Source organism: Streptosporangium sp. DT93 (genome assembly GCF_049844535.1).
Classification (GTDB): Bacteria; Actinomycetota; Actinomycetes; order Streptosporangiales; family Streptosporangiaceae; genus Streptosporangium.
In genome coordinates, this window is sequence record NZ_JBNCLF010000039.1 from 1 (window position 1) to 15,786 (window position 15,786).

11 protein-coding genes are annotated in these 15,786 nt (G+C 71.0%); 6 read left to right on the forward strand and 5 right to left on the reverse strand.

Features of this window, described 5'->3' with window-relative positions:
• Nucleotides 1–5,871 (reverse strand): SDR family NAD(P)-dependent oxidoreductase (locus ACLQ2R_RS39260; protein ID WP_425966505.1); only part of this gene is annotated, 5,871 nt, incomplete at its 3' end.
• 13 nt (nucleotides 5,872–5,884) lie between these two features.
• Nucleotides 5,885–7,435 carry an AMP-binding protein gene (locus tag ACLQ2R_RS39265; protein ID WP_425966506.1) on the reverse strand — a complete coding sequence of 517 codons (1,551 nt, stop codon included), beginning with the start codon at nucleotides 7,433–7,435 and terminating at the stop codon, nucleotides 5,885–5,887.
• A 237-nt stretch (nucleotides 7,436–7,672) separates the two neighbouring features.
• On the opposite strand from ACLQ2R_RS39265, the gene ACLQ2R_RS39270 reads away from it, so the two are divergent.
• Nucleotides 7,673–8,548 (forward strand): ACP S-malonyltransferase, encoded by an 876-nt coding sequence (locus ACLQ2R_RS39270; protein WP_425966507.1) that lies wholly within the window; start codon nucleotides 7,673–7,675, stop codon nucleotides 8,546–8,548.
• A gap of 1 nt (nucleotide 8,549) precedes the next feature.
• Here the strand turns inward: ACLQ2R_RS39270 and ACLQ2R_RS39275 are convergent, their stop codons facing one another.
• Nucleotides 8,550–8,801: an acyl carrier protein gene (locus ACLQ2R_RS39275; protein WP_425966508.1), complete on the reverse strand. Its 252-nt coding sequence runs from the start codon at nucleotides 8,799–8,801 to the stop codon at nucleotides 8,550–8,552.
• Between the two features lie 96 nt (nucleotides 8,802–8,897).
• On the opposite strand from ACLQ2R_RS39275, the gene ACLQ2R_RS39280 reads away from it, so the two are divergent.
• From ACLQ2R_RS39280 to ACLQ2R_RS39300, 5 genes are all read left to right on the forward strand, one after another.
• Entirely contained in the window at nucleotides 8,898–10,373 is a 1,476-nt protein-coding gene (locus ACLQ2R_RS39280) for an AMP-binding protein (protein ID WP_425966509.1), read from the forward strand.
• Nucleotides 10,374–10,435: 62 nt separating this feature from the next.
• Nucleotides 10,436–11,299, forward strand: coding sequence for a sugar phosphate isomerase/epimerase family protein (locus ACLQ2R_RS39285; RefSeq protein WP_425966510.1), 864 nt, complete (start codon nucleotides 10,436–10,438; stop codon nucleotides 11,297–11,299).
• A complete protein-coding gene (locus tag ACLQ2R_RS39290; RefSeq protein ID WP_425966511.1) occupies nucleotides 11,296–12,159 on the forward strand; it encodes an oxidoreductase in 864 nt (287 codons plus the stop codon). The genes ACLQ2R_RS39285 and ACLQ2R_RS39290 overlap by 4 nt, the downstream gene beginning before the upstream one ends.
• Before the next feature lie 147 nt (nucleotides 12,160–12,306).
• Entirely contained in the window at nucleotides 12,307–12,717 is a 411-nt protein-coding gene (locus ACLQ2R_RS39295) for a cold-shock protein (RefSeq protein ID WP_425966512.1), read from the forward strand.
• A gap of 126 nt (nucleotides 12,718–12,843) precedes the next feature.
• A complete protein-coding gene (locus tag ACLQ2R_RS39300) occupies nucleotides 12,844–13,689 on the forward strand; it encodes a mycofactocin-coupled SDR family oxidoreductase (RefSeq protein WP_425966513.1) in 846 nt (281 codons plus the stop codon).
• A 78-nt stretch (nucleotides 13,690–13,767) separates the two neighbouring features.
• On the opposite strand, the gene ACLQ2R_RS39305 is transcribed toward ACLQ2R_RS39300, so the two are convergent.
• Nucleotides 13,768–15,000, reverse strand: coding sequence for a cytochrome P450 (locus ACLQ2R_RS39305; RefSeq protein WP_425966514.1), 1,233 nt, complete (start codon nucleotides 14,998–15,000; stop codon nucleotides 13,768–13,770).
• 114 nt (nucleotides 15,001–15,114) lie between these two features.
• Nucleotides 15,115–15,786 (reverse strand): phosphopantetheine-binding protein (locus ACLQ2R_RS39310; protein WP_425966515.1); only part of this gene is annotated, 672 nt, incomplete at its 5' end.

The following is a 15,786-nucleotide window of genomic DNA, read 5'->3' on the forward strand; positions in this document are numbered from 1 at the left end:
ACACTCACCCGACCGCAACGCCTGCACCGCCAGATGCAACGCCACCAACGACGACGAACACGCCGTGTCCACCGTGATCGCCGGCCCCTCCAGGCCGAAGGTGTAGGCCAGCCGGCCCGAAGCCATGCTGCCGGCGCTGCCGCTGCCCAGGTAGCCCATCAGCTCGTCGGGCACCGTGGCCATCCGGTTGGCCCACTCGTAGTACATGATTCCCGAGAACACGCCGGTCCGCGTGCCTCGCACCGACGCGGGGTCGATTCCCGCACTCTCGAAGGTCTCCCACACCGTCTCCAGCAGCAGCCGGTGCTGCGGATCGATGGCCACCGCCTCCCGCGGCGAGATGCCGAAGAACCGCGCGTCGAACTCGGCGGCGTTGTGCAGGAATCCTCCCTCGCGGGCGTAGGTCCTGCCCCGCTTGCCCCGCTCCGGGTCGTACAGCCCGGGGTCCCAGCCACGGTTGTCCGGGAAGTGGGATATCGCGTCCCTGCCTTCGGCGAGCAGTTCCCACAGCTCCTCCGGTGTGGACACACCGCCGGGGAAACGGCAGGCCATTCCGATGATCGCGATCGGCTCGCCGGAACCCGTCACGGCGGCGGGGGGCCGGAAGACCTCCGGCGCGGTCTTCAGCGCCTTGGACGTGATGTGGTCGGCGAGAGCTCGCGGAGTGGGATAGTCGAAGATCAGTGTCGCCGGCAGGCGCAGGCCTGTCGCGGCGTTGAGCCCGTTACGCAGCTCGACACCGGCCAGCGAGTCGAATCCGATGTCGCTGAACGCCCGCCGAGGGTCCACCTCCGCGGCGCCGTCGTGGCCGAGCACGGCCGCGACCCTGGTCCGGACCAGATCGAGCACGACCCTGTCCGTCTCGGCCGGGCTCAGACCCGCCAGGGCGTCGGCGAGCACGCCCCCCGCCGGGGCGGAGTCGGCCGCCGACCGGCGGGACGTCGGTACGATTCCGCGAAGCAGCGGCTGGACCGAGTCCTGCCGTCGCAGCGCCGCCACGTCGATTTTCAGGGGCAGTACCACGGCGGTGTCCGCGCTGAGCGCGCGGTCGAACAGCCGCAGGTTCTCCTCCGCGGACAGCGAGACCAAGCCGGATCGACCGGCCCGGCGGAGCGTGACCTCGTCCAGCCTGCCGCCCATCCCGTCGCCGCTCCACAGGCCCCACGCCAGCGACGTGGCCGGAAGCCCCCTGGACCGCCGGTACACGGCGAGCGCGTCGAGGAAGGCGTTCGCCGCCGCGTAGTTGGACTGGCCCGGCGCCTCCAGCGTGCCCGCCCCCGAGGAGAACAGGACGAACGCCGAGAGGTCCATCTCCCGGGTCAGCTCGTGCAGGTTCCACGCGGCGTCCACCTTCGGGCGCAGCACGGTGTCGACCTGTTCGGGGGTCATGGTCTCGACGAGCCCGTCCTCCAGCACGCCGGCGAGGTGGATCACGCCACCGAGGGACGGCATCCTCGCCAGGAGCGCTTCCGCCGCGTGGCGGTTGGCCACGTCGCACGAGGCCACGGTGACCTCGGCGCCCAGGTCTGCCAGTTCGGTCTTGAGTTCCGCGGCGCCGGGGGCGTCGATCCCCCGCCGGCTCACCAGGATCAGGTGCCGGACTCCGTGCTCGGTGACCAGGTGTCGTGCCACGAGACGGCCGAGACCGCCCGTCCCGCCGGTGATCAGAACGGGACCGGTCAGCGGTGCGGCCTCACCGAGATCGGTGAGGCGTGCCAGCCGCGGCACCCGGAGGGTGCCGTCCTGCCAGGCGATCTGCGGCTCTCCCGCGGCCAGGGCCGTGCCCAGGTCGCCTTCCCCTCCCACCAGCACGAACCGGCCCGGGTGTTCGGCCTGGGCCGACCGCACGAGGCCCCACACCGCGGCGGAGGCCAGGTCCGTGCCCGCGGTCCGGATGACCAGGCGCGACGGCGCGGGCCTCTCGGCCGCCAGCCACTCCTGGATGCGTGCCAGCGCCCGGTGCGTCGCGGCCCGGGCCGCCTCGGGCGTGTCGCCGGGCTCGAACTCGGCGACCGTCACGTCGTCACCGGCCGGGCCCGCCTCGTCCACCGCCGGCACATCGACCCAGCGCACCTCGTACAGCGAGTCCGCCCGCCGTGTGACGGCCGGAATCGCGCGCTCCACGATGGACTCGACGGTGGCGACCGGGGCACCGGTGTGGTCGGCGATGACGGCCGAGACGCCGTCCCGGGTCGCCGAGATCCGCACCCGCAGGGCCGTCGCGCCGCCGGCGTGCAACGAGACGCCGGTCCACTCGAACGGGATCCGGATCTCCCCCTCGGCCGCCTCCCGGCCGGGTACGTAGTCGGCGGCCTGCAGGGCCGCGTCGAGCAGGGCGGGGTGCAGCCCGAACCGGCCCGCGTGTGCCGGATCCGCGAACACGGCCTCGGCGAAGACGTCACCGTCGCGCCGCCACACGGCGCGCAGGTTCTGGAACGCGGGACCGAACTCGTACCCCTGCTCGGCCTGTTCGGCGTAGCGGCCGGTGATGTCGACCGGCTCGGCGCCCGGCGGCGGCCAGGCCACCAGGCCGAACGACTCGGCCGACGGCCGGGTGTTCGCGGACGCGAGTGTGCCGGTGGCGTGCCGCTCCCAGTGGTCGGAGTCGTCGGCGCGTGAGCGGATCTCGACGGAGCGGCGTCCCGACTCCAGCGGGCCCGCCACGACCTGGACGGAGACGCCGCCCTGGTCGGGCAGCGCGAGCGGGGCCTGGAGGGTCAGCTCGGCGAGCAGGTCGCAGCCGACCTCGTCGCCCGCCCGGATCGCCATCTCCACGAAGGCCGCGCCGGGCACGAGGACCGAGCCCGCGATCACGTGGTCCGCCAGCCAGGGCTGGGATCGGGCCGAGAGCCTGCCGGTGAGCATCACGCCGTCGTCCAGGCCGACGGTCGCGGCGAGCAGCGGGTGTCTCGTCGCGTGCAGGCCGGTCGCGCTCAGATCGGTGCCGGAGCCGAGGTCCAGCCAGAAGCGCCTGCGCTGGAACGCGTAGGTGGGCAGGTCGATTCGCCGCGCACCGTGACCGGCGAAGAACGCCTGCCAGTCGACGCGCACGCCGGCCGTGTGCGCGGCGGCGACGGCCGTGACGAGCGTGCCCTCCTCGTCCTGGCCGGCCTGCAGCACCGGCTTGACGAGCAGGTCCGCGTCGTCGGCCGCGCAGTCCGCGACGGCGGCCGACAGGACGCCGTCCGGCCCCAGTTCCAGGAAGATCCCGACATTCCTGGCCAGCAGCGCGTCGACCCCGTCCCGGAAGCGGACCGTGGAGCGGACGTGCTGGACCCAGTACTCCGCGGAGCACTCCGTCAGCACCTCACCGGTCACGTTGGAGACGATGGGGATCCTCGGCGGGTGGTACGTCATCGCCTCGGCGATCATTCCGAACTCCGCCAGCATCGGCTCCATCAGTGCCGAGTGGAACGCGTGCGAGGTCCGCAGCCGCTTCGTCCGGCGATCGGCGAAGGCCTCCACCACGCGGGAGACGGCGTCCCGAGCGCCGGAGATCACGACGGACCGGGGTCCGTTGACGGCCGCGACGCTCACGCCTTCGACCAGGCGCGGAATCACTTCGTGCTCGGTGGCCTGGATCGCGACCATGGCCCCGCCCTCGGGCAGTCCTTGCATCAACCGGCCGCGGGCTCCCACCAGCAGGGCCGCGTCCTCCAGTGACAGCACGCCGGCCACGTGCGCCGCGGCCAGTTCACCGACCGAGTGCCCGATCAGGACGTCGGGCACCACGCCCCAGGACTCCAGCAACCGGAACAGCGCCACCTCCACGGCGAACAGCGCGGCCTGCGCGTACGCGGTCCGGTCCAGCAGGGCGGCCTCGGCCGTGTTCTCCGCGGCGAACAGCACGTCCCGGAGCGGCACGTCGAGCTGGATGTCCAGGTACCCCGCGGCGTCGTCGAAGGCGCTGGAGTATGCCGGGAACGTGTCGTGGAGCCGGCGGCCCATGCCCGGCCGCTGGCTTCCCTGCCCGGTGAACAGGAACGCGGTCCTGGCGCCGTTCGCCCGGCCGTGCGGGACGTCCGACAGGTCACCGGTGGCGATGGCGGCCAGGCCCGCGCCGAAGTCGCCCACGACCGCGGCGCGGTACTCCAGGGCGGACCGGGTCACGGCCGCCGAGTAGGCGATGTCCTTCGCCGGCGCGGAGACCTCCAGCAGCCGGGCGGCCTGCGCGCGCAGGGCCGCGGGGCTCTTGGCCGAGAGCACCAGCGGTGCCACGCGGTCCGTGCCCGGTCCGGCGTCCGCGGCGCCGCCGTCGCCGGTGTCGGTGGCGGTGTCGGTGTCGGTGGCGGGCGGCGGCTCCTCGACGATCACGTGCGCGTTGGTCCCGCTGACTCCGAAGGACGACACGCCGGCGCGCCGTGGCCGCTCTTCCGCCGGCGGCCACGGCACCGGCTCCGTCAGCAGCCGAACGGTCCGCGCGCTCCAGTCGATGTGCGGTGACGGCTCGTCCACGTGCAGCGTCCTGGGCAGCGTCCCGTGCCGCAACGCCATGATCATCTTGATCAGGCCGGCCGCGCCCGCCGCGGCACCGGTGTGGCCGATGTTGGACTTCACCGACCCCAGCCACAGCGGCCGTTCCGGCGTGTGCCGCCTGCCGTAGGTCGCGATCAGCGCGCCCGCCTCGATCGGGTCGCCGAGCCGGGTGCCCGTTCCGTGGGCCTCGACCACGTCGACCTCGTCGGCGTCCACCCCGGCGTCCGCCAGCGCCTGCCGGATGACCTGCTGCTGGGCGAGCCCGTTCGGGACGGTGAGCCCGTTCGACGCGCCGTCCTGGTTGAGCGCGGTGCCGCGTACCACCGCCAGCACCCGGTTCCCGTCACGGACCGCGTCCGACAGCCGCCGCAGGACGAAGACTCCGACGCCCTCCGCGAAGTTCGTGCCGTCCGCGGACGCGGAGAACGCCTTGCACCTGCCGTCCGCGGCCAGTCCGCGCTGGCGGCTGAACGTGGTGAACGTCCCCGGGCTGGAGATCACCGTGACGCCGCCGGCGAGAGCGAGGGTGCACTCGCCCCGGCGCAGCGAGTTGACCGCCAGGTGCAGGGCGGCCAGGGATCCCGAGCACGCGGTGTCCACGGTGAGCGCGGGGCCTTCGAACCCGAGGCTGTAGGCGACCCGGCCGGACACCACGCTCGGCGCCGTGCCGACCATCAGGTACCCGTCGAGTCCTTCCGGTGCCTCGTGCACCCGCGGGCCGTACTCGTGCGGCTCCACGCCGACGAAGACGCCGGAGCGGCTGCCGCGCAACGGCCCCGGGTCGATCCCGGCCCGTTCCAGGGCCTCCCAGCAGGTCTCCAGCAGCAGACGCTGCTGGGGGTCCATCGCGGTGGCCTCCTTCGGGCCGATCCCGAAGAACTCCGCGTCGAACTCGGCCGCGTCCGGCAGGAAACCGCCCTGCCGGACGTAACTCGTGCCCGTGGCGCCGGGGTCGGGGTCGTACAGCGCCTCCAGGTCCCAGCCGCGGTCGGCGGGGAAGTCGGTGATCACATGTGTGCCCTCGGACACCAGCCGCCACAGGTCGTCCGGCGAGGACACCCCGCCCGGGTAGCGGCATCCGATCCCGACGACGGCGATGGGTTCGTCGCCGGCCGGGGGCGTCACCGGGTCGGGGACCTGCTCGGGCAGCCCGAGCGCGGTCGCCCGCAGGTGCCCGGCCAGCGCCTGCGGGGTGGGGTAGTCGAACGCGACGGTGGTGGGGAGGTTCACACCGGTCGCCTCCACCAGCCGCGCGCGCAGGTCGATCAGCGCGAGCGAGTCCAGGCCTTGCTCCCAGAACGAGCTGTCGTCGGAGACGGTGGCCGGCGCGTCGGGGACTGCCTTGCGCAGCGCGGCGGCGGCATGCGTACGCACCAGGTCGAGCAGGCGATCCATGTTCTTTCCCTCGTCAGTTGGCGCTGTGGCGGGCGGCGAGCAGGGCCCGGTCGACCTTGCCGTTGACCGTGTACGGCAGCTCTTCTACCTCGGTGACCTCTGGGATCATGTAGTCGGGCAGGGTGTCCGCGCACGCGGCGCGGATCTTGACCCGGTCGAGCGGTGGCGCGTCCCGGTCCATGACGACGAACGCCCCGAGGATCGGGTCCCCTCCGGGGCGGGGGAGCGCGAGCGCGACGGCGGCGCCCACACCGGGGAACTCCAGCAGCGTGCGCTCCACCTCGCCGAGTTCCACGCGGTGCCCGCGGATCTGCACCTGCGAGTCGGCGCGGCCGCAGAAGTACAGTTCACCGCCCGGGCCGCGGTAGGCCAGGTCCCCGGTGCGCAGCACGGTCTGGCCCGACCTCGGGTTCAGCGGGTCGGGCACCAGCACAGCCCTGGTCGCCTCCGGGTCCGCCCAGTAGCCGGTGAACAGCGACGGCGTGCGCAGGTAGATCTCGCCGGCCACACCGGGCCGGTCGATCGGGAGGCCCGCCTCGTCCGTGAGGGTCATCTCCGAGCCGGGCAGCGCGAAGCCGATCGACAGCCGCTCCTGGTCCTCCGGCAGCGGGTTCGGCACGTCGGTGAACGAGGCCGCCATCGACTCGGTGGCGCCGAACCCGTTGACGATCCTGGTCCTGGGCAGCAGGCCCTGCAACCGCCTCAGCTCCGGCAGCGGGAAGTCCTCGCCCGCGAACATGATGCCGCGCAACCGGTCCGCGAGACCGGAGAGCGCCTCCGGTTCGTGTCGCAGAACCGGGCGCCAGATCGACGGCACGCCGTCCACCTGGGTCACCCCGGTGTCGCGCAGGTGGCTCACGAACCGCCGCGGCCAGTTCAGCTGCGCGCGCGGCACCGGGACGAGGGTGGCGCCGCCGCCGAGGGCGACTCCGATGTCGAACAGCGAGAGGTCGAACTGCAGGGGTGACACGCTGGCGACACGGTCGTCCGCGGTGATGAAACCGGACGCCAGCAGGGAGCGGTAGAACGCGATGACCGCGCGGTGGCTCATCACCACCCCCTTGGGGCGGCCGGTGGAGCCGGACGTGAAGATGATGTAGGCCGCGTCCGTACCGCAGACGTGCCGGCGGTGCCTCGTGCGCGCGCGGGGGGCCCGTTCGACGAGCACGCCCTCCTCGCCGAAGCGCGCGGTGCCCACACTCCCGGGGATCCCGTCGCGGCGGCCGGCGAGGGGCTGGACGTGCAGGGCCGGCTCCACCGCGTCGATGATCGTCCGTAACCGTCCGGCCGGGGTCTGCGGGCTGACCGGGATGAACGGCAGCCCGAGCGCGGAGCATGCCAGCAGCATCGCGACGGCGTGGGCGGAGGTGTCGGCCTCCAGCACCACCCTGTCCCCCACGTCGAGCCCCAGCGAGTCCAGCGTGGCGGTGTAGCCGCCGGCCAGGCCGGCCAGCTCGCGATAGGACACGGCGACCGGCCGGCCGTCGGCGTCGAGTTCCAGCGTCGCCGGTTTGTCCGGCGTCGTCTCCACTGCGGCGAGCATGAATCCGTGCAGGTTTTCCACACTGTGAAGAGTATTTCCCGAACGCCTGCGTCAACAGCCGCAAAGAACGACATCCAGGGGATTATCCCAGGTTAGGGGGCCATAGGGGTACGTGCAATATATGCGGCGAACGACAATTTACACGTACGTTAAGGTATTCCATTGTCGTGAGAGCGGAACAGCCTCAGAATGCGGACCGAGACCACAGCCGGCATCGCCTTCGTATTTCCCGGCATAAGCCCGTCGCACTATGCGGACGTGGCCAAATTCATGCTGATCTCCCCGACCGTCCGGAGACTCGTCTCCGAGGCGGACGAACAGCTCGGCTACTCCCTGATCGAGAAGTTCCGCGCGTCCGAGGCCGAGTATTCGGAATACGCGCGGATCGCGTTCCTGGTCAACTGCCTGGCCCTGGCCGAATGGTCCGGGGAGACGTTCGGCGTCGTTCCCGGCACATGCGCCGGCCCCAGTTTCGGGGGCACCGCCGCCGCGGTCTTCTCCGGCTCGCTGAGCTTCCCCGACGCGGTGGTCATGACCTCCCGCTGGAGCCACCGCGTCGACTCGTACTTCGCCACGCGGCACGGCGACGTCGTCAGCCAGTCGCTGGCGCGTACCCCCGCCGGGCTGCTTGCCGAGGTCCTCGCCGAGCTGGACGGCCGTGGCGAGTGGCACGACCTCGCATGTCACGTGGACGACGACTTCCACATCGTGTCGTTGCGCGAGGAGGCGCTCGACTGGTTCCGCGACCGCGTGCGGGCGGGGGGCGGGATGCCGCTCTACACGATGCGCCCGCCCATGCACTCCCGGATCTTCCAGCCGCTGCGGGAGGAGATCGAGGAGGAGGTGTTCGGCGGGCTCGCCTTCGGCGACCCGGTCGTCCCGATCGTCTCCGACCACGACGGCTCGTTGCTGACCACCGCGGCCGAGGTGCGCACCATGCTGCTCGACGGAATCGTCCGGCCGGTCGAATGGCCGACGGTCGTCGGCACCCTGAAAGCGCGGGGAACGAAGAAGATATACGTTTTCGGCCCGGACAGCCTGTGGGGCCGGGTGCCGTGCACGACCCAGAATTTCGAAGTGGTCGCCGTCAAGCCGGAGACGGCGATGCGTCCCCGGCCGCGGCACACGTCGTGAATCACCTGGACGGCGCGGACACCATCGAGGAAAGGGCCGCCCACACGGTGGAGGGGGTCTGGAAGTTCTCGATGTTCAGCGCTTCGGAGGCGAATCGGACCCGATATTCCCGCTCAAGAGCGGCGAGCAGGTCGATCATCGCGATCGAGTCCATCCCGAAATCACGCAGGCTGAGTTCCGGACGCAGTTCCCCGTTCTCGGGAAGGAACGGCAGGAAATTACGTACGACAGCTTCGAACCGCTCGTCCCACATGGCAGCTCCCGCATCCCGACGACAATTCGCTGCCCAACCTAGGCAGCCCGTCCCCGGTGGCCCGACCCTTACTGGCCCCTCTTTCACGGAGAGACCATGAACTCGCCCGCACTGCACGCCCGCTTCCTGCGCGGTCTGGCCGCCGAACCGCGCCGCCCGGCGCTGCGAACCGGCGCCGAGACACTCTCCTACGAGCAGCTCCACGAGAAGGCGCTGAGCCGGGCGGAGATCCTGGCGAGGGACGGACGGCCCGCGGCGGTCGGCGTGCTGGCGGCCAAGGGCGTGGAGGCGTACGCCGGGATCCTGGCCGCCCTGTACACCGGCGCGGCCGCCGTCCCCCTGCACCCGGACTTTCCGGTCGCGCGCACCCGCCAGATGCTGGAGGCCGCCCGCGTGTCCGTGGTCCTGGCGGACGAGGCCGGCCGCAGGGCGCTGGCCGGGACGGAACTCGACCTGCCCGTGCTGGCCCCCGGAGCCGCGACCGGGGGCGGTCCGGGATTCGAGCCGTGCCGGGTGGACGCCGACGACGTCGCCTACATGTTGTTCACCTCCGGTTCGACCGGTCGCCCCAAGGGCGTGCCGATCCGCCACGGGTCCCTGCACCACTACTTCGAGCTGATGGACGGGCGGTACGACTTCACCGCCGAGGACGTGTTCTCCCAGACCACCGAGCTGAACTTCGACTGCTCGATGTTCGAGATGTTCTGCGCGTGGGCGGCGGGCGCGAGCGTGCATCCGGTCCCCGGGAGGGCGTTCCTCGACCTTCCGGCGTTCGTGGCCGAGCGCCGGATGTCGGTCTGGTTCTCCACGCCCAGCAGCATCTCCCTGGTGCGCAGGCACGGCGGCCTCACCCCGGGGTCCATGCCGTCCCTGCGCTGGAGCTGCTTCGCAGGGGAGGCGCTGCTGTGCAAGGACACCGCCGACTGGCAGGCCGCCGCCTCCGGATCCGTCGTGGAGAACCTGTACGGCCCGACGGAGCTGACCGTCACCGTGACGGGCCACCGCTGGCGGCCCGGCCTGTCGCCCTCGATGAGCGTCAACGGGGTCGTGCCGATCGGGACCGTGCACGAGGGCCACGACCACCTGCTGCTCACCGAGGACGGCGGCACCTCCGACACCGAGGGGGAACTCTGCGTGTCCGGGCCGCAGATGACCGCGGGCTACCTGGACCCGTCCGACGACGAGGGCAGGTTCCTGCACCGTGACGGCAAGGTCTGGTACCGCACGGGCGACCGGGTACGGGTGACGGGTACCGAGCTGGCCTACGTCGGCCGGCTGGACTCCCAGGTGCAGGTCCAGGGCTGGCGCGTCGAGCTGGCCGAGGTGGACCAGGCCGTCAGGAGCTGCGCCGGCGTCGTCGACGCCGCGACCGTCACCGCGACCGCCGGGAGCGGCGTCGAGCTGGTCGTGTTCTACACCGGCGTCCGCACACCGCCGGCCGAGCTCGCCCGGCGGCTGCGCGAGGTGCTGCCCAGCGGCCTGCTGCCCAGGCGGTATCACCATGTCGAGGAGTTCCCGCTGAACGGCAACCGGAAGATCGACCGCAGGGCGCTGGCCGCGCGAGTGGGGTAGTTCGGAGATTTCAGGGGGCCGGTACGGTGGCCGGCCCCCTCCCGCCCTCCTTGGATGAACCCATGAGCCTTCTTCAGCAGCAGAAGCCGTTCTTCGCGCACCCGCACCTGGTGGGCTCATTGTGGCCCGAGCCGCCGCGGGACGCGTTCGACGACAGGGTCGCCGCGATCGCGGGCGTCGGCTCGACCGGCATGGGCATGGGCACCGAGGAGCTCGACGGGTTGCTGGCCGGGCGATCGGCGGCGGATCTGCGGGCCGTTCTCGAACACCACGGCGTGCACATCGGCGAGCTGGAGATCCTGATCGGCTGGCAGGACCCGGACGGTGAGTTCGGCGTCCGCGCCAAGGCCGTCGAGGAACGGATGCACGTTCTCGCCGACCTGTTCGGCGCGCGGCGGATCAAGACCAGCGCGGTGTTCCCCCCGGGTGTCCCGATGCCCGCGGTGGACGTGCTGACCGAGCGGTTCGCCGCGCTGTGCGACCGCGCCGCCGCGCACGGCCTGTCGGTGGAACTGGAACCGTTCGCCGTGTTCCCGGGCTTCACCTACGCGGTCGCGGCCGACGTCGTGCTCGCCGCCGACCGGCCCAACGGCGGCCTGCTGATCGACACCTGGCACCTTTTCCGCGACCCGACCGGGCTCGGCGCGCTGGACAGGGTGGAGGGCAGGCACATCACGGGCCTGGAACTCGGCGACGGCCACGCCGAACCACGCGGCACCCTGCACGAGGACTGCAACAACCATCGGCTGCTGCCGGGCGAGGGCTCGTTCCACCTCGTGGACCTGGTGCGCGCGCTGGACGCCAAGGGGGTGGACGTGCCGCTGTCGGTCGAGGTGATCTCCGCGGAGCTCCGGGGGCTGACGCCGGCCGAGAACGCCCGGCGCACCGCCGCCGCCGTGGCGGCGCTGATGGAGAAGGCGCGATGAGACTGCCCGACCTCACCGGAAGGACCGCCCTGGTCACCGGGGCCAACAGCGGCATCGGCCTGCCGACGGCGCTGGAGCTCACCAAGGCGGGCGCGCACGTCATCGTCACCGTGCGAGACGACGTCAAGGGCGCGGAGACCGTCGCCCGGATCCGGCCGCACGGGTCCGTCGAGTTCGTGGTCCTCGACCTGGCCGATCTGGGCTCCGTGCGCGCGGTGTCGCGGTCGCTGGTGTCCCGCCTCGACCGGCTGGACCTGCTGGTGAACAACGCGGGCATCGCGATGATCCCGCGCCGGCTCACCGCCGACGGCTTCGAGATGCAGTTCGGCACCAACCATCTCGGCCACTTCGCGCTGACCGGACTGCTGGCGCCCCTGCTCCTGGCCGCCCCGGGCTCACGGGTGGTCACGGTCGCCAGCGACTCGTACGTCGAGGCCGAACTCGACTTCGACGACCTCGACTCGGTGAGGACGTACGGCCGGATGTCGACGTACGCCCGGTCCAAGCTCGCGAACCTGCTGTTCGCGACGGAGCTGCACCGTCGCGCGACGGCGGCGGGCCTCGACCTGACGAGCGTGGCCGTGCATCCGGGAACGACGGCGACCAACATCGCCACGTTCGGGATCCTCACCCGCCCGATGAACGCGATCATGCGGATGTTCCTGCAGCCCCCGGAGAAGGGAGCCGTTCCGACCCTGTACGCCGCGACGGCGCCCGGCGTCCTCGGCGGCCGGTTCTACGGTCCCGGCCCGGCGCAGGTGGACCTGCACCCCAAGGCACTCGACGAACAGGCCGCCAGGCGCCTGTGGGACGTGTCCGCGGCTCGCACCGGCGTCGGCTTCGAGGTCCTCGTCCGGTAACGGCAGATCCTTCCCGGCCCCGCGTGAACCACGCGGGGCCTTTTGGCGTTCCACACCGGGGCGTTGACATCGCACGCCGCAATGCGTATTACATATACTGGAACGTATGACATATACGTTGTCCTGTGACCGACCCAAGACAGAGAGGTGAAACCGTTGTCGCTAGGTAGGCTGGTTCGTTTCGACGAAGCCCGCGGGTACGGATTCATCACACCGCAGAGCGGCGGCAGTGACATATTCATGCACGCGAACGAGTTCCTATCGGATAAACAGTTGTTACAGCCGGGGACACTGGTGGAGTACGAGACCTCCCAGAGCGAGCGCGGGTTGCGGGCGACGGCGGTGCGAAGCGTCGACGAACCCGTGGCCGCATCCGTCAACCGCCCCACCCGGCCGGAATCCGCCGGTGGTTGCGATGCCGTGCTCACCGACGAACTTCTTCGCAGGATCACCGACATGATCATCGAGCGGGCGCCGAGCACGACCGGCCTGCAGATCGCACAGCTACGGCAGGGCTTCACCGACATGGCCCGAAGCCAGGGATGGGTGCTGGACTGAACCTTTCCTTTAATGACCCCTAACCGCGCGGATAATTGCGATTAGGGGTCATTCGGGCCACCATTTTCCGCTGTTCGGAGATAGAAAAAAGATGCGATTGTCATCGCCGGACAACTGGAGGACCGTATGACGCGGGTAGCGGGCAAAGTCGTCGCGATCACGGGTGCGGCACGCGGGCTCGGGCGGAGCCACGCCGTACGGCTGGCAGAGGAGGGTGCGGACGTCATCGTGCTGGACGTGGGCGACGACGCGGTGCGGTCCGATCTGGACGAGACCGCGAGGCTGGTCGAGAAGGCCGGCCGGCGTGTGGTCGTCAAGCAGGCCGACGTCCGCGACCGCGCCGCGCTGGGCCAGGCAGTCGACGAGGCCGTGGCGAGCCTGGGCAGGCTCGACGTCGTCATCCCGAACGCGGGCATCAACCCGATCGGGCCGGGACGTCCGGTCAGCGCGTTCGCCGACACGATCGACGTCAACCTCGCCGGCACCATCAACACCGTGCACGCCGCCCTGCCGCACCTGACCGAGGGCGGCTCCATCATCCTGATGGGCTCGGTGGCCGGCCTGATGCCCCGTTACGACGGTACCGGCGCGTCCGGGCCGGGCGGCGCCGGATACGCCTTCTCCAAGAAGATGGTGGCCGAGTACGGCGACTGGCTGGCCGTGCAGCTGGCACCCAGCGGAACCCGGGTGAACGTGGTTCATCCGACCAACGTGCCGACGAAGCTGATCGAGAACGACGCGTACTGGAAGACGTTCCGCCCGGACCTGGAGAAGCCGACCGCCGCGGACGTCGAAGGCATCTACAAGGCCATCCACGGCATCCCGATCGCCTACCTGGAGGCGGCCGACGTGTCCCACCTGATCGTGTACCTGGCCTCCGACGAGTCCCGATACGTCACCGGCCAGCAGCTGAAGATCGACGCGGGCCTGCTCGGCAAGCTCGCCGCCGGGTACATGCCAGGCATGTCATAGCCCGCACGCGAAAAGGCCCTCACAGGTGCTTCCGGCGCATCGTCCGGAAACACCCGCGAGGGCCGATCCGTGTACGGCCTACTTCAGCACGAGTTCGAGCTTCTCGAAGCCGTGCAGGCCGGTGGCGGTGCGCCACTGCGGCTCACCGGCCACCTCGATCACCGAGAACCGGTTGATCAGCGCGGGGAACAGCACCTGGGTCTCCATCCGGGCCAGCGCCGCGCCCAGGCAGTAGTGCGGGCCACCGCCGAAGCCCGCGTGCGGGCCGTCGTCGCGGGTCAGGATCAGCTTGTCCGGGTCGGGGAACTGCCTGGGGTCGCGGTTGGCACCCGCGGTCATCAGAAAGATCAGCTGACCGGCCGGGATCTCCTTGTCCCCGAGGCGTACCGGTCCGGTGCTGACCCGCGCGGTGCCCGAGATGGGGGTACCGTGCCGGATCAGCTCCTCGATCGCGCCAGGCGTGATGTCAGGCCGCTCACGCCACAGATCGAGCTGGTCCGGGTTCTCGGTCAGGGTCCACACGCCACAACTGATCAGGTTCGTCGTGGTCTCGAACCCGGCCACGAACAGGAACGTGGCCAGCGCCATCAGGTCGTCCGGCGGAAGCCTCGACTCGTCGCCCACCTTGACCAGACCGGACAGCAGGTCCTCACCCGGTTTGCGACGGCGGTCGGCGAACAGCGCGTCGAAGTAGTTCCGCAGCTCCACCGTGGACTCGTCGGCCTTGGCGAGCTCCTCGTCGGAGTAGTTGCCGCCACCCCACACCCTGGTCCAGTCGTTGGCCAGATCGTAGAACAGCATCCCCTGCTCGGCCGGCACCCCCAGAAGCTCGCAGATCACCTGCACCGGGAACGGGCTGGCGACCAGCTCCACCAGGTCGACCGGCTCACCACCGCTCGCACGCTCGGCCAGCTCGTCCAGCCGCTGCCCCACCATCCGCTCGATGGACGGCTGCACCCGCCTGATGGCCGCGGGCGTGAACACCTTGCTCGCCAGACCACGCAGATGCGTGTGGTCGGGCGGATCGAGGGTGACCAGCGCGCGCATGAACAGGCGTAGCGACTCGTGGTCCTCCCAGCCCTGCCGGCGCATCGCGGCCGCACGCGGGCCGTTGCCCATGTTCGGCATCTTCGCCGCCGCAGCCACCTCCGCGTACCCGGTGACCGCGTACGCCTGCAACGGCTCGCTGTAGTAGACCGGGTTGGCCCGGCGCAGCGCGGCGTAGTGGGGGTAAGGGTCCGGCGGCTGCGGTGGGGTGGACAGGGCGACCACCGCGGCTTCCGCCTCCTGGATCAGATCGTCAGTTGACATCGCAGGCTCATGCCTCCTCTTCGAACCGCGCCGCTCGCGCTTCTCGATCGACGATATGAACGCCGCGTCGCCCGCTCGAACCCCTAAGGCCCTTAGAGAATGGCTGGAAGCCGGTCAACTGCTGCCGAGTTCGTCGTCCAGCGCGCTGAACAACTCCTCGTCGGAGGCATCGGCGAAGTTCTCGTCCGGCTCGGGCTCGGCGGTGTGCGCCGACTGCCACGTGCGGGCGAGGACCTCCAGCCGCGTGGAGATCCGGTTGTGCTCGCCCGCGGTCGGGGAGATCGCGGCCAGCATCGCCTCCAGCCGGTCGATCTCGGCCAGCATCGGCTTCGCCCCGTCGTCGACCGAGGGAGTGAGCTGTTCGTCGACGTACGCGGCCACCGCCCGTGAGGTGGGATGGTCGAACACGAGCGTCGAGGGCAGGCGCAGCCCGGTCGCCACGCTGAGGCGGTTGCGCAACTCGACCGCGAGCAGTGAGTCGAACCCGAGTTCGTGGAAGGCCCGGTCGGGCTCGATCGCGTCCGCGGACTCATGTCGCAGAACCGCCGCCACCTTGGCGAGGATCAGCTCGACCAGGATGCTCTCCCGCTCGTCCTCGGCGCGGTCGGCCATGGCCCGCCGCAGCTCGGCTCCCGGCGTGTCCTCTGCCTCCTGGTGCCATTCGCCCAGCGAGCCCTGCCCGACCCAGTAGCGCTGGTGCTGGAAGGCGTACGTCGGCAGATCCACCCGCCGAGCCCCCGGGAAGACCGCCCGCCAATCGATCTCCACCCCCGCCACGAACAACCG

Excerpts from the sequence above, each read along its gene's own strand:
- ACLQ2R_RS39300 (WP_425966513.1), top strand. The coding sequence starts at position 12,844 with ATGACGCGGGTAGCGGGCAAAGTCGTCGCGATCACGGGTGCGGCACGC.
- ACLQ2R_RS39285 (WP_425966510.1), top strand. The coding sequence starts at position 10,436 with ATGAGCCTTCTTCAGCAGCAGAAGCCGTTCTTCGCGCACCCGCACCTG.
- ACLQ2R_RS39280 (WP_425966509.1), top strand. The coding sequence starts at position 8,898 with ATGAACTCGCCCGCACTGCACGCCCGCTTCCTGCGCGGTCTGGCCGCC.
- ACLQ2R_RS39275 (WP_425966508.1), bottom strand. The coding sequence starts at position 8,801 with ATGTGGGACGAGCGGTTCGAAGCTGTCGTACGTAATTTCCTGCCGTTC.
- ACLQ2R_RS39305 (WP_425966514.1), bottom strand. The coding sequence starts at position 15,000 with ATGTCAACTGACGATCTGATCCAGGAGGCGGAAGCCGCGGTGGTCGCC.
- ACLQ2R_RS39290 (WP_425966511.1), top strand. The coding sequence starts at position 11,296 with ATGAGACTGCCCGACCTCACCGGAAGGACCGCCCTGGTCACCGGGGCC.